Annotated in this window: 16 protein-coding genes and 1 pseudogene; 11 read left to right on the top strand and 6 right to left on the bottom strand. The window is 54.8% G+C overall.

Annotation, left to right across the window (positions count from 1 at the left end; translation table 11 throughout):
- Positions 1–33: 33 nt before the first annotated feature.
- The gene (locus ACN1CO_RS13880) at positions 34–483 is read left to right on the top strand and encodes a sigma-70 family RNA polymerase sigma factor (protein WP_419139412.1); all 450 of its coding nucleotides are present in this window, start codon (positions 34–36) and stop codon (positions 481–483) included.
- On the top strand, positions 480–1265 hold the full coding sequence (locus ACN1CO_RS13875; protein WP_419139411.1) for an anti-sigma factor family protein: 786 nt from the start codon (positions 480–482) through the stop codon (positions 1263–1265). Before ACN1CO_RS13880 ends, ACN1CO_RS13875 begins: the two co-directional genes overlap by 4 nt.
- Positions 1266–1298: 33 nt before the next feature.
- Here ACN1CO_RS13875 and ACN1CO_RS13870 read toward each other — a convergent pair whose 3' ends face one another.
- Positions 1299–1868, bottom strand: a complete 570-nt coding sequence (locus ACN1CO_RS13870) for a YceI family protein (protein WP_419139516.1) — start codon at positions 1866–1868, stop codon at positions 1299–1301.
- Positions 1869–2567: 699 nt separating this feature from the next.
- Between ACN1CO_RS13870 and arnB the strand changes: the two genes are divergently transcribed.
- Genes arnB through arnF form a run of 7 tightly spaced genes read left to right on the top strand, consistent with a single transcriptional unit; the run spans position 2568 to position 9917 of the window.
- Positions 2568–3704, top strand: coding sequence for a UDP-4-amino-4-deoxy-L-arabinose aminotransferase (gene arnB / locus ACN1CO_RS13865; protein WP_419139410.1), 1137 nt, complete (start codon positions 2568–2570; stop codon positions 3702–3704).
- A gap of 1 nt (position 3705) precedes the next feature.
- On the top strand, positions 3706–4689 hold the full coding sequence (gene arnC / locus ACN1CO_RS13860) for an undecaprenyl-phosphate 4-deoxy-4-formamido-L-arabinose transferase (protein ID WP_419139409.1): 984 nt from the start codon (positions 3706–3708) through the stop codon (positions 4687–4689).
- On the top strand, positions 4686–6665 hold the full coding sequence (gene arnA, locus ACN1CO_RS13855) for a bifunctional UDP-4-amino-4-deoxy-L-arabinose formyltransferase/UDP-glucuronic acid oxidase ArnA (protein ID WP_419139408.1): 1980 nt from the start codon (positions 4686–4688) through the stop codon (positions 6663–6665). The genes arnC and arnA overlap by 4 nt, the downstream gene beginning before the upstream one ends.
- Positions 6665–7567 (top strand): 4-deoxy-4-formamido-L-arabinose-phosphoundecaprenol deformylase, encoded by a 903-nt coding sequence (gene arnD, locus ACN1CO_RS13850; RefSeq protein WP_419139407.1) that lies wholly within the window; start codon positions 6665–6667, stop codon positions 7565–7567. Before arnA ends, arnD begins: the two co-directional genes overlap by 1 nt.
- The gene (gene arnT, locus ACN1CO_RS13845) at positions 7567–9234 is read left to right on the top strand and encodes a lipid IV(A) 4-amino-4-deoxy-L-arabinosyltransferase (protein ID WP_419139406.1); all 1668 of its coding nucleotides are present in this window, start codon (positions 7567–7569) and stop codon (positions 9232–9234) included. Before arnD ends, arnT begins: the two co-directional genes overlap by 1 nt.
- Positions 9235–9555, top strand: a complete 321-nt coding sequence (gene arnE / locus ACN1CO_RS13840) for a 4-amino-4-deoxy-L-arabinose-phosphoundecaprenol flippase subunit ArnE (RefSeq protein WP_419139405.1) — start codon at positions 9235–9237, stop codon at positions 9553–9555.
- The gene (gene arnF, locus ACN1CO_RS13835; protein WP_419139404.1) at positions 9552–9917 is read left to right on the top strand and encodes a 4-amino-4-deoxy-L-arabinose-phosphoundecaprenol flippase subunit ArnF; all 366 of its coding nucleotides are present in this window, start codon (positions 9552–9554) and stop codon (positions 9915–9917) included. Before arnE ends, arnF begins: the two co-directional genes overlap by 4 nt.
- Before the next feature lie 102 nt (positions 9918–10019).
- Here the strand turns inward: arnF and ACN1CO_RS13830 are convergent, their stop codons facing one another.
- The 4 genes from ACN1CO_RS13830 to ACN1CO_RS13815 all read right to left on the bottom strand — a co-directional run bounded on the left by ACN1CO_RS13830 (position 10020) and on the right by ACN1CO_RS13815 (position 11670).
- Positions 10020–10220, bottom strand: coding sequence for a hypothetical protein (locus ACN1CO_RS13830; protein WP_419139403.1), 201 nt, complete (start codon positions 10218–10220; stop codon positions 10020–10022).
- Between the two features lie 17 nt (positions 10221–10237).
- Positions 10238–10714 (bottom strand): HAD family hydrolase, encoded by a 477-nt coding sequence (locus ACN1CO_RS13825; protein WP_419139402.1) that lies wholly within the window; start codon positions 10712–10714, stop codon positions 10238–10240.
- Positions 10715–10967: 253 nt separating this feature from the next.
- The gene (locus ACN1CO_RS13820; RefSeq protein ID WP_419139401.1) at positions 10968–11309 is read right to left on the bottom strand and encodes a helix-turn-helix domain-containing protein; all 342 of its coding nucleotides are present in this window, start codon (positions 11307–11309) and stop codon (positions 10968–10970) included.
- Entirely contained in the window at positions 11290–11670 is a 381-nt protein-coding gene (locus ACN1CO_RS13815) for a type II toxin-antitoxin system RelE/ParE family toxin (RefSeq protein WP_419139400.1), read from the bottom strand. The genes ACN1CO_RS13820 and ACN1CO_RS13815 overlap by 20 nt, the downstream gene beginning before the upstream one ends.
- Before the next feature lie 192 nt (positions 11671–11862).
- Here ACN1CO_RS13815 and ACN1CO_RS13810 point away from each other — a divergent pair.
- Positions 11863–12003: pseudogene (locus ACN1CO_RS13810) on the top strand (type II toxin-antitoxin system RelE/ParE family toxin); the annotation flags it as partial.
- Positions 12003–12308, top strand: a complete 306-nt coding sequence (locus ACN1CO_RS13805; protein WP_419139399.1) for a HigA family addiction module antitoxin — start codon at positions 12003–12005, stop codon at positions 12306–12308. The pseudogene ACN1CO_RS13810 and the gene ACN1CO_RS13805, both read left to right, overlap by 1 nt.
- 196 nt (positions 12309–12504) lie before the next feature.
- On the opposite strand, the gene ACN1CO_RS13800 is transcribed toward ACN1CO_RS13805, so the two are convergent.
- Positions 12505–13638 carry a glutathione-independent formaldehyde dehydrogenase gene (locus ACN1CO_RS13800; RefSeq protein WP_419139398.1) on the bottom strand — a complete coding sequence of 378 codons (1134 nt, stop codon included), beginning with the start codon at positions 13636–13638 and terminating at the stop codon, positions 12505–12507.
- Positions 13639–13790 lie beyond the last annotated feature (152 nt).

The raw sequence follows: 13790 nt of genomic DNA, 5'->3' as shown, positions 1-13790 counted from the left end.
GAACATCTGACGCGGCTCTGGCGTTACGGCTATGTGCTGTCGCATAACCGCGACATGGCAGAAGAGCTGGTCCAGTCAACCTGTGTACGCGCGCTGGAACGCAGCGCGCAGTTCACGCCGGGCACGCGTATTGATCGATGGCTTTTTTCGATCCTTCACTCCATCTGGGTCAGCGATTTACGGGCACGAAAGGTGCGGCAGGGGCAGGGATTCGTTGATCCCGATGCGCTGCTGGCCGCAGATAACCACGCCACCAGCGACGAAAACCGTCATTTCCAGCGGATTATGCAGCAGGTTAACGCCTTACCCGAGGCGCAGCGTAATGCGCTGTTTCTGGTTTACGTTGAAGGGCTGACCTATCAGGAAGCGGCGGAAACGCTGGCCGTTCCGATTGGCACCATAATGAGCCGTCTGGCCGCTGCCCGTGCCACGCTGGCAAGGCAGCCGGCGATCTCGTCCGCACCGCAGGAGAAACGGAGATGAACAGGGAAACTTTTACGCCACCGTGGCGCGATGAGGCAATCGTCGCCTGGCTGGATGGTGAGATGACTCCGCAGGAAGCCGCCCGGTTTGAACAGGCGATAGCTGAGGATTCCGAACTGGCCGCGCGGGTTGAGCAATTCCAGCACAGCAGTCTCGATTTTGAGCAGGCGTTTGCGCCGCTACTCGAACAGGCACCGCAGGCAGGAATGGCGCAGCGACTGGCGGACATTCCGGCACCCGCCCCGATGCCCGCAGAAGGCTACAGCCGTCGGACACTGATTGCGGCATCAGTCAGTTTTTTGCTGGTGGGCAGCAGCATCGGTTTTCTGGCAAGACCGTCAGAAGGTGAAAAGGATGAAAGCCAGAATATCCGCGATCTGGAAGCACGTTACATGTCGCTCTACAGTGCTGAAACGCTGGCCGATACGCCCAATGACGCTGCCATGCTGCAGAGGGGCCTGGACCGAACCCGACTCGATTTAGGATTGCAGCTGCATCCGCAGCAACTGCACCTGCCAGGAGCTGAACTGAAAATGGTCCGGATCCTGCGCTACGAAAGGACGTCGATTTCGCAGATTGCCTGGCTGCACGCTGATTATGGCCCGATGGCGCTCTGTATCTCGCCTGCAAAGCAGGATACCAACCCGATTGCCCGCGAACAGCGCCACGGCATGCAACTGGCCTGGTGGACGCGCGACGGCTATCAGTATGTATTGATTGGCCGCAACCCCTCGGCTCAGCTGGCTGCCACAGCGGAAACATTGCAGACCGCGCTTGGTTGAACCGGCTTTTCTGAGGCGGAGACGGAACAGCGGCTATCTGGCCTGCGCAGCAATGGCCAGCGCAATGTTTACGCGGTCATCAACCACACCCACCAGCCGATCCATGCCGAAGGCGGAGCGTGAGATAGCTGTGGAGGCATGCAGCGCCAGCGAGCGTGATGCCGGATCAATCGTCTTACCGCTGTCCAGCGAGGCCCGCATCACTACTGGCCGACTGACATTTTTAACCGTCAGCACGCCAAAAATGCGGTAATTACCGTCACCCAGTGAGGCAACGCGTGTGCTCACAAAATGAATCTGCGGGTAGCGCTCCGCATCAAAAAACAGGTCACTTTTCAGTTGCCAGGTTAACAGGCTATTCGAGGCCACCAGCGTGCCTGCCGGAATAGTCACTTCAATTCGATCGTCCCGATCTTCATCGGGATTGAGCGTCAGCGTGCCGGTCACGCCCTGCAGTCTGGCCTGCGAAAAGTCGTGACCAAAAGCACGCCATGAGAGGCCAATCGATGTTTTATCGGGCGTTATGGCATACGTTACCGGAGCGGCATGAAGCACCGGGCTGAGCAGGGCGAACAAAGTGCATAAACAGGCGGTACGTATCATCACTATTTTTCTCTTTCTTAGGCAGACCAAACGTTAACGCCTGAAACCGCGATCTTATTCACTTTTTTTAGCACTGTTTTTACCATACAGGCACAGATAATCTGACAGATATTAACTGACTGTCATCATAGATTCACCAGACTGTCATGATTATTGAGAGGGCGGAACATTAATAACTAACAATATTAAGAATACATTAAGACGATATTATTACTCTGTGATTTTACTGAAATCAGCAGGGCGGTATTTTTGTGAATATGAAACCAGAGCGAGGCGGTTGAAGATAACCCTTAAATTTCAGTGTGTTAAATTTTACATCAGGAAGTAACTTCGCTCTGGTGCGCTAATTTCTGGCCTGATGACACTAAGATCCTGCTCTTTTTAAACAAAATATAAATAAATCAAAAAGAGTTGAGGTCAGAGTCATTATTAGCAAACTAATAGTGAACTTTTTCGGAAACCCTTAACTCACTGCGCCTTGATTTTATTGTAATTCACGCTATTCATTTAATGTTCAGTTAAGTTTCATACGGTAGTTTGTATTAGCAGTCCGGTAACCTTAATTCCAGAACGGGAAAACGTGGTGTCGATAACGCCATATCCGGATGTTGATAAATCGCTATTCCAATCTTTTTTCCGGCGTTGTCCCTGATTAACAACATGCGACAGCTTATGGGTTTGATCTGCAGGAGTTTTAGCATGGATTTTTTGCCATTTTCCCGCCCTTCATTTGGTGATGAAGAGCTGGCTGCTGTTAAAGCGGTATTTGACTCCGGGTGGATAACAACCGGCGCAAAATGCGCCGAACTGGAGCAGGCCTTTGTTCAGCTGACCGGCAACCAGCATGCCATTGCGGTGAGTTCAGCTACTGCGGGAATGCATGTCACGCTGATGGCGATGGGAATCGGGCCTGGTGATGAGGTGATCACGCCGTCCATGACCTGGGTCTCTACCCTGAACCTGATCACGCTGCTGGGCGCAACGCCGATGATGATTGATGTCGATCCAGACACCCTGATGGTGACGCCGGAACGGATAGCTCAGGCCATTACGCCCCGTACCCGCGCCATTATTCCGGTGCATTACGCCGGTGCTCCCGCCGATCTCGACCCAATTTATGAGCTTGCTGAGCAGCATGGCATCGCCATCATCGAAGATGCGGCTCACGCGGTGGGCACGACTTATCACGAAAAGCCGGTCGGGCATCGCGGTACGGCGATCTTCTCTTTCCACGCCATCAAGAATATCACCTGCGCCGAAGGGGGCCTGGTGGTCACCGATGACGGCGCTCTCGCCGATCGTATTCGCAGCCTGAAGTTCCATGGCCTGGCGGTGGATGCATTTGACCGCCAGACCCAGGGGCGTCTGCCGCAGGCAGAAGTGATGATGCCGGGCTTTAAATACAATCTGCCCGATATCAGCGCAGCCATTGCGCTGGTGCAGTTACAGAAACTGCCGGGCTTTATTGCCCGCCGCCGTGAGATTGCTGAACGCTATCTTGACGCACTGCGCGCGCTGCCATTTACACCGCTGTCTCTGCCCGCCTGGCCACATCAGCATGCCTGGCACCTGTTTATTATCCGCATTGATGAACAGCGCTGCGGTCTGTCGCGTGACGCATTCATGCAGGCACTGAAGACGCGGGATATTGGCAGCGGTCTGCATTTCCGTGCAGCACATACCCACAAATATTACCGCGAGCACTATCCCGACTTACGTCTGCCCGCCAGTGAACTAAACAGCCAGCAGATGTGTTCGATTCCGCTGTTTCCGTCAATGACGGATCAGGATGTCGGGCGCGTAATTCAGGCTTTACATGACATTGCAGGAGCCTGAGATGCGCGATATCAAACCGATCAATATGCTCTCCGTGGTCATCCCGGTCTATAACGAGGAGGAGAGCCTGCCGGAGTTGCTTCATCGTACCTCCGCTGCCTGTGACTCCATTAAGATTGAGTATGAAATCCTGCTGGTGGATGACGGCAGCAGTGACCGTTCAGCCGAACTGATTGAGCAGGCCTCTGTCGTTCCTGGCAGCCGGATAAAGGGCGTGCTGCTCAACCGCAATTACGGTCAGCACTCCGCCATCATGGCCGGTTTCAGCCAGGTTCGTGGCGATCTGATTGTTACGCTGGATGCCGATCTGCAGAACCCGCCGGAAGAGATCCCGCGCCTGGTAGACGCCGCGCGTCAGGGTTATGACGTGGTGGGCACCGTCCGGCAGCAGCGCCAGGACACCTGGTTCCGCCGTAAGGCCTCGCGCACGCTCAACCACCTGATTCAGCGGGTCACCGGCAAAGCGATGGGAGATTACGGCTGCATGCTGCGCGCCTATCGCCGCCATATCGTCGAGGCGATGCTCAACTGCCATGAGCGCAGCACGTTTATTCCTATTCTGGCCAACACATTTGCCCGACACACCATTGAGCTGCCGGTAATCCACGCCGAGCGGGCCTTTGGTGATTCGAAATACAGCTTTATGCGCCTGATCAACCTGATGTATGACCTCGTGACCTGCCTGACCACTACGCCGCTGCGATTGCTCAGCGTGGTGGGCAGCCTGATTGCGCTCTCCGGCTTCGCCTTCTCGCTGGTACTGATCATCCTGCGACTTTTCTTTGGTGCGGCCTGGGCGGGTGACGGCGTTTTCGTGTTATTCGCCGTGCTGTTCATGTTTATCGGTGCCCAGTTTGTGGGTATGGGACTGCTCGGGGAGTACATCGGGCGCATTTATAACGACGTTCGGGCGCGTCCGCGCTATTTCGTTCAACGCATTGTTCAGGCTCCAGAAGAGCCTTCAGTACAGGATACTCAATCATGAAGACCGTTGTTTTCGCCTATCACGACATGGGCTGTGTCGGCATCAATGCCCTGCTGAGTGCAGGCTATGAGATCACCGCCATTTTTACTCACAACGACGTGGCGACCGAAAATGCCTTTTTCGGTTCAGTAGCCCGTCTGGCGGCCGAGCACGGTATTCCGGTCTATGCACCGGACGAGGCGAATCACCCGATCTGGCTGGACCGCATACGCACCATGGCGCCAGAGATGATCTTCTCCTTCTACTATCGCAATCTGCTGAGCGATGAGATCCTGCAATGCGCTGAGAAGGGCGCCTTTAACCTGCACGGCTCGCTGCTGCCAAAATACCGTGGCCGTGCACCGCTGAACTGGGCGCTGGTCAACGGCGAGCGTGAAACGGGCGTGACACTGCACCGCATGGTGAAACGCGCGGATGCCGGTAATATTCTGGCGCAGCAGACGGTGGCGATTGAGGATCTGGACAACGCGCTGACGCTGCATCGCAAACTGACCCAGGCCGCAGAGCAGTTGCTGAACGACGTATTGCCTCGCCTGCGTAAAGGTGAGGTCAGTGAGTGGCCGCAGGATGAGAGCCAGGCAACCCGTGTGGGCCGTCGCACGGCCGAAGATGGCCGTATTGACTGGAACCAGCCTGCTGAGAGAATTCACAATCTGGTCAGAGCGGTCACCGATCCCTGGCCTGGCGCTTTCGCTTTTGCCGGTTCGGTTAAATTTATCGTCTGGAAGAGCCGGGTACATCCGGAGCAGCATCAGGCGAAGCCGGGCACAGTGCTTTCTAAACAGCCGTTCCTGATCGCCTGTGGCGAGGGCGCGCTGGAAATCCAGACCGGACAGTCTGAGCATGGCGTCTACATGAACGGCAGTCAGCTGGCGCAGAGTCTGGGCATGGTGCCTGGGGCACTGCTCTATTCAAAACCGCAGTCGGCGCTGCAGCGTCGTACGCGCGTGCTGATCCTGGGCGTTAACGGCTTTATCGGTAATCATCTCACCGAGCGTTTGTTGCAGGATGAGCATTTCGAAGTCTATGGTCTGGATATCAGTTCAGACGCTATCAGCCGCTTCCTGGATCATCCGCGCTTCCATTTCGTCGAAGGGGATATCGCAATCCATTCCGAATGGATTGAGTATCACATCAAAAAATGTGACGTCATTCTGCCACTGGTGGCGATCGCTACGCCGATTGAGTACACCCGCAATCCACTGCGCGTGTTTGAACTCGATTTCGAAGAGAACCTGAAAATCATCCGCGACTGTGTGAAGTATCAGAAGCGCATCATTTTCCCATCCACATCAGAAGTCTACGGCATGTGTACCGATGACAGCTTCGATGAGGATACCTCTAATCTGGTGGTCGGGCCGATCAACAAACAGCGCTGGATCTACTCCGTATCCAAACAGCTGCTGGACCGCGTGATCTGGGCGTATGGCGAAAAAGAGGGGCTGCGCTTTACCCTGTTCCGTCCGTTCAACTGGATGGGGCCGCGTCTGGATAACCTCAATGCGGCGCGCATCGGCAGCTCCCGTGCGATCACTCAGCTTATCCTCAACCTGGTGGAAGGTTCACCGATTAAGCTGATCGATGGCGGCAAACAGAAACGCTGCTTTACCGACATCAGTGATGGTGTGGAAGCACTGTTCCGCATCATCGAAAACAAGCAGCAGAATTGTGATGGTCAGATCATCAATATCGGTAACCCGGATAACGAAGCCAGTATCAAAGAGCTGGCCGAGCAGTTGCTGGAAAGCTTCGAGCGTCATCCGCTGCGCAGCCAGTTCCCGCCGTTTGCCGGTTTCCGCGAAGTAGAGAGCAGCAGCTATTACGGCAAAGGCTATCAGGATGTGGAGCACCGTAAACCGGCCATTCGCAATGCGCGTCGCTTACTCGGCTGGACGCCGACCGTAACGATGGATGTCACTATCGACAACACGCTCGACTTCTTCCTGCGTACCATTGAGCAACAGGCTGATAAGTGATGAAGAAGATCGGTCTGCGGATTGACGTAGATACCTGGCGCGGCACGAAGCAGGGCGTGCCGGCGCTGCTTGAGCTGTTCCAGCGCCATGCGGTGCGGGCCAGCTTTTTCTTCAGCGTGGGACCGGACAACATGGGCCGTCATCTCTGGCGGCTGGTGAAACCGGCGTTTCTGGTGAAGATGCTGCGCTCCCGCGCGGCATCGCTCTATGGCTGGGACATCCTGCTCGCCGGAACGGCCTGGCCGGGAAAACAGATGGGACGCGGCCTGCGGCATATCATTCAGGATACCGCCCGTTATCACGAAATGGGGCTGCACGCCTGGGACCACTTTGCCTGGCAGACCTGGGCCGGTGTCTGGCCACAGGATAAGCTGGTGGAGCAGATAGCGCGCGGCACCGAAACGCTGAGTGAGATTCTGGGTCATCCTGTCAGCTGCTCAGCCGTCGCAGGCTGGCGCGCTGATGGCCGGGTGATCGCCGCCAAACAGGACTTTGGCTTTCACTACAACAGCGACTGTCGCGGCACCGGGCCATTCCGGCCCATGCTGCCGGATGGACAGATCGGTACCGTACAGATCCCGGTGACGCTACCCACATGGGATGAAGTGGTTGGCCGTGAGGTCAGCGCAGAAGGCTATAACGACTATATTCTGGCGAAGATGCTCGCTTCTGACGAGGGTGCGGTCTACACCATACATGCCGAAGTCGAAGGGATTATTGGCTACCCGGACTTTGATCGGCTGCTGACTGCTGCGGCCCGTAACGGCATTCAGTTCTGCCCGTTGAGCGAACTGCTACCCGACGATCTGAGCACCTTACCGGTGGGCAGGGTAGTCAGAGGCGAAATCCCCGGACGGGAAGGGTGGCTGGGCTGCCAGAAACTGACTGAAGAGGCGAACTAGTGCGGATACGTAACAACACGAAGTGGCTACTTTTTTTCGGCTTTTTTGTTCTCTATTACCTGATCCCACCGATGTTGCGCGACCTCTGGCAACCGGATGAAACCCGTTATGCGGAGATCAGTCGGGAGATGCTGGCCACCGGTAACTGGGTCACGCCGCACTTCTTCGGCCTGCGCTATTTTGAAAAACCGATTGCTGGCTACTGGGTCAATTCGCTGGGCCAGTGGCTGTTCGGTCATAACAACTTTGGCGTACGGGCTGGTTCGATATTCTCAACGGCGATCACTGCCGCGCTGATCTTCTGGCTCGGCAGGCGGATGTTTGGTTCGGCGCGCACCGCCGCTATCGGTAGCCTGATTTTCCTCAGTTCGCTGCTGGTCTATGGCGTCGGCACCTATGCGGTGCTCGATCCGATGCTGATGCTCTGGCTGGCGGCCGGGATGTGCAGCTTCTGGCTGGCGATGGAGGCCAGCGGACGTGCCGGACGTGTGGGCGGTTATCTGCTGCTGGGTCTCGCCTGCGGCATGGGATTCATGACCAAAGGATTTCTGGCGCTGGCGGTGCCGGTGCTGGCGATACTGCCGTGGGTGGTCTGGCGCAGGAGAGTGCTGGAGCTACTCTGCTTCGGGCCGCTGGCGATTCTCTCTGCTGCGGCGATCAGCGCGCCCTGGGCGCTGGCGATCTACCATCAGGCCCCCGATTTCTGGCACTACTTCTTCTGGGTGGAGCATATCCAGCGCTTTGCTGAAGAGAATGCGCAGCACAAAGCGCCTTTCTGGTATTACCTGCCGGTTCTGGTGCTGGGAACGCTGCCGTGGCTGGCGCTGTTACCAGGCGCTTTGATGACCGGCTGGCGCGAGCGTCAGCAGCATCCGGGTGCGCTCTATCTGCTGAGCTGGACGGTGATGCCTCTGCTATTTTTCAGCCTGGCAAAAGGCAAGCTGCCGACCTATATCCTGCCGTGTTTTGTGCCGCTGTCGCTGCTGATGGCGCACTATGGGCAGAACGCCGCGCAGCGGGCAGGGCGCGCATTAACCGTCAATGGCTGGCTTAATCTGGTTTTCGGCATCCTCACCCTGGCAACGGTCGTGCTGGTGCTCGCGCCCTGGAGCGTGACGCATCATCCGCTGTTCGCCACCCACGAGATGCTGAAACTGGCGCTGGGGGCACTGGCGTTTCTGATCTGGGGCCTGGTCGGCGCATACAGCTGCCGATCTTCACAGCGCCGCTGGCTGGCGGCCGCGCTTTGCCCGCTGGGTGTTGCCCTGTTTATTGGCACGGCGATCCCGGACAAAATCCGGGACGCCAAACAGCCGCAGCACTTTGTCTCAACGATCAGCGAGCGCCTGGCCTCCAGCCACTTTATTCTGGCGGATAATCCCGGCGTGGCCTCTGCGGCAGCCTGGCATCTGCAACGCAGCGATATCGGTTTCTATGACACTAAAGGCGAGCTGGAATATGGGCTGAGCTACCCGGATGCGCAATCCCGCTTTGTCTCTCAGGCAGACTTCGGCGGCTGGCTTGCCGATCATCGCCGCACGGGAAGCGTGTCACTGCTGTTGCTGGTTGATTCGCCACACAGTGATATCGGCGAGGATGTTCCGGTGCCGGACGCCGTCTATCGGCAGGGCAGGCTGGTCTGCCTCTATTACAGTCAGATGAAGTAGATGCTGCTGCTGATTATATTGGTGAGTCTGCTGAGCTGCAGCGCGCAGCTGTGCCAGAAACAGGCGACTCACGCGGCATCGCGTCGGGTTCGCCTGAGCTGGATTGGCGTGAGCGTGCTGCTGCTAGGTATAGCGATGCTCCTCTGGCTGCTGGTGCTGCAGCGGGTGCCTGTCAGCCAGGCCTATCCGATGCTGAGCCTGAACTTCATCTTCGTTGCGCTGGCCGGACGCATCCTTTGGCGTGAACGGCTGACGCTGCGTCAGATCGCCGGTACCCTGCTGGTGGTGACGGGTGTGGCACTGATGGCGAGCCAGCTATGAAAGGGTACGGATGGGTTGCGTGCAGCGTGCTGCTGGTTTCAGCGGCACAACTGATGATGCGCTGGGCGATGCCGCGCCTGCCCGATGTCAGTAGCCTCACGTCGCTGCCTGCGATTGCCATACTTCCTGCCTTGCTGCTGCTTGCCGGGCTGGGCGCGTACGGTGTCTCCATGCTCTGCTGGATTCGGGCGCTGCACTATTTTCCGCTGAACCGGGTCTATCCGCTGCTCAGTCTGAGTTACGTGCTGGTCTGGCTGGTGGCTGTCTGCCTGCCGATATTCCATGAGGCGTTCAGCTGGCATAGCCTGGCGGGCGTGGTGATTATCGTTATCGGGCTGCTGTGCATCGTAATTAAACCCTGATTCGAGAGGCGTTATTGTTTTCGCATCAACTACGCCTTTTATTAGCGTTTTCGGGCAACGATTAACGCTATTGGCATACAGGGATAAGCGCTTGACGGCTGATTAGCAAAGCGGTTTTATCTTTGCAGCCAGCTCGCCAATATCACTGACGGTCAAATCGGGCACAGGCGCCAGCGGATACAGTGCCTGTCCCTGACGGCTGACAAATGCGGTCTTCATCCCGGCACGTTTTGCTCCGCCCACATCCCAGCCATGCGCGGCAATCATCATGCACTCTGCTACCGGCTTGCCTATCTCCTTCATAGCCCACTGATAGACTCTCAAATTGGGTTTATAAACCTGCACTGTTCCACGCTGAGAATACGCGTAAACAGCGGCGTCAGCCCGGCTGAACCCAGCTGTTTTTCTGCTAAGGCAGCTGAAGAGTTGGTCAGCGCAACCAGCGTAAAACCCTGCTGCTGCAAGGCAGTCAACCCCGCGGAAACGTCAGGATGGGCTGGCATCGCTGCGATGATCTCAGCCAGCGGCATCGCGTTTTTCGGCAGAGTAACGCCGTAACGCGCGGCCGTCATCTTCAGTACCGCTTCAGCGATTTCACCAAAGCTATGCCAGCTGCTCGTCACTGACTCGACCAGTGAATGATGTAACAGCGAGGTAAACCAGGCCTCGGCTCGCTCCGGTCTGTCGCCAAGCCGCTGCGCGACAACCCGGTTCAGTTCGGTGGTGTCCAGCAAGGTTTCGTTGACATCGAAAAACAGGGTGCCGCTATAGGATTCGGGATTGCTAATGTTGCTCATTGGGGCCTCCAGTTGACCTGGCGAGTATGATTGTGAGGCGTTATGGGCGCTGATTGAAGGTAGGACACGGGCGAGGATTGCTCAAGATTTGGGTCTTAATACAGGTTTGAGACTCAGAAAAAAATAAAATTCAGGCTGCTCCGCAGGCGGGATTTAGGTACTCGTGCAGGCGATTTTAGCCGCTATCGTATTCAGGTTATAAATTGCTTCCAGGGGCTGAGATGAAAGGGTAGCGAGTTTGTTTAAGCTCATATCACGGGCGAGATTGAGCCAGTCGCAGTTGTCCGGTTTCGGAAGACGAAGGACGTATAACGATCTCAATATCGCAGCCAAGGCGGTTCAGACAGTCCATCAGCTTTCGCTCTGAAAGATTAGTAAAATCGCCTCTGAATAAATTGGACACTTTGGCCTGACTTATTCCCATTCGTTTACCTGCTTCTGCCTGTGTCAGTCCAAGACGCCGTAGAGATTTTATGATTTCGATGGCCAGTCCGGATTTTATTTTCTGTTTATCTGCATCAGCCACACCGAGGTCGGCATAGACATTACCTGTGCCATATTCAACAGCAACGTTATCAATGGTTTTGTTTTTCATTACGAATCTCCAAAGCTACAGCTTCAGCTACTTTTAGACGGTTTCTAATGATCTCCATATCTTCCTTTGGCGTGGCAATACCACGCTTACTTTTCTTCTGGAAAGCATGCAGCACAAAGATGGCTTCAGCAAACCGCACTGTGTAGACTGCACGATAGGTCCCGCTGATATCATCCTCTACAACTTCTAATACGCCGGCTCCGCCAAATCCTTTCAGCACCTTCGCATCATCATGTTTCTCACCTCGCTGAGCAAAATCCAGCGCAAAACCAAAGAATCGTTGTACTTCTCTGGGCAAAGTCTGCAAATCCTTTCTGCTGCTGCCTATCCAGATTAGCGGCTTCTCATCCTGATCAGTCATTGATCATACCTTTCCTGGTATCGATGGAATGATTATACCCGTTCAGGTATGGTAATCAAATCTTCAACTTCGAAGTTGAGATGGAATTAATGCGTACAATACTAATTATGTTAAATAATGGATTTGCTTAACGCTAAGATTAATTTCGGCTTAGCCTCTTCCACAGCTTCTCTCATATAAATTGAGGACATGAATCTCAGTGGCTATAGGCTGCATCCCCTTAAAGGTGACAGACAAGGTATCTGGTCGATAACTGTTACGGGAAACTGGCGCATTACTTTTGAGTTTAAAGACAGTGACGCCTGGATTCTAAATTATGAGGATTATCACTAATGACAATGCATAACCCCCCACACGCAGGTGAAGTTATTTCCGACATCATGGAAGATCTCGATATCGGAATCAGGGAGTTAGCCCGCGCTTTGGCTATCGCACCCTCTACAGCCTCAAGAATGGTTTCTGGTATCACCGCCGTAACGCCTGAGATGGCTATCAAACTGGCCGCAGTGATCGGCAGTACACCTGAGATGTGGCTTCGCATTCAGGCTGCGTATGACCTTGATCGGGCGGCTAAAACAGTGGATTTGTCGGTGTTGAATAGCAGTTACAAGCCTGAACCTTTGCAGAGCGCAAACTGACCCTATCTTGTTGATGCGATTAAATGTCGAAGATTTAGCGAAGAGTCGTTCGGTATGATTTGCAAAATGCCCTGGTGCTTTTCGCCTCACGTCCATAAGGGCATAACACTCCATGAAAGCACCCGCCACAAACAGACTGTTTTTGTTGTCCCTCTCACCACAGCCTGAATGTGACTGATACCCTCTGAGTCACGAATCAGGGTTTCAGGATGACTTTTGTCCAGCCATTATCACGATCATCGAAATGCTTATAGCCTTCGGGGGCATCTGCCAGTGCAAGACGATGCGAGATAATCTGCGCCGGATTAGCTCTGTCGTGATGGATAAGCCGGGCGAGCTGGCGGTTGTACGCTTTTACATTACATTGCCCGGTCTTTATTGACTGGCCTTTGAACCAGAAATTACCAAAATCGAAAGGCACTTTGCCTTCTTTTGCCAGATCGGTCGCTGCTCCGGGATCCTGAGGAACAAAAACGCCTACTGCACCAATGCCGCCAGTAGCTTTGGTTGACGCGACAAGGCTATTTAACGTGGCTGAGTTATCCTCGTGGCCATGTTTATTGCAGCATTGATAACCCACACATTCGCAACCGCAATCTGTGCCGCGGCCATGAGTTAATTCGAGAATTTTATTGACCGCATCATCACCCACACCATTGATCGCCACAGCGCCCATTTGTTCGGCTAATGCCAGTCGATCTGGATGGGTATCGACAACAAACACCTCTGATGCGCCTTTGATAATGGCCGAATGCGCAGCCATTAAGCCGACCGGGCCAGCACCATAGATGGCAACACTCTCTCCAGGGCGCAAGCCTGCCAGTTCAGTGGCATGCCAGCCGGTAGGGAAGATATCGGAAAGTAAAACGTAGTCTTCCTCCTTTTCTACCGCATCGGGAGGCAGTACCAGACAGTTGAAGTCAGCATAAGGAACGCGAAGTAACTCCGCCTGTCCACCGTCCCATTCGCCCATTTCAGCAAAGCCATAGGCGGCACCGGCCGTACCCGGGTTGGCCGTCAGACAGTAACCGGTTAACCCTTTCTCGCAATTTTCACAGAATCCACAGCCGACATTAAAAGGCAGACAGACATAATCGCCGACTTTCACTCGCTCAACCGCGCTGCCGACTTCAATCACCTGCCCCAGATTCTCATGGCCGAAGATGCGACCCTGCTCGAAGCTGGTTCGCCCTTCGTACATATGCAGGTCGGAACCGCAGATATTGGTGGTGGTAATACGGACAAGCACATCTGTCTGGCGAACTATTTTGGGATCCGGAACGTCTTTGACTGAAACGTCGAAAGGTCCGTTATAGACAACTGCTTTCATAGCGTTCTCCTCACGTGCATGATCAGTTTTGAGGGAGGCGACTGCGCGATTCTTTGCTGTCGTAATCCTCTTCGTGATGCTGCTTTTTCAACCAAAATTCGTGATTGAATGTGTAAGTGTAGAACAGCTTATGGCACAGCCTGACAAAATAA

This window comes from Pantoea sp. R13S299, from assembly GCF_048515925.1.
Taxonomy (GTDB): Bacteria; Pseudomonadota; Gammaproteobacteria; order Enterobacterales; family Enterobacteriaceae; genus Pantoea.
Note: the sequence above shows the minus strand (reverse complement) of the source record. Positions and strands in the feature narration are given on the sequence as shown.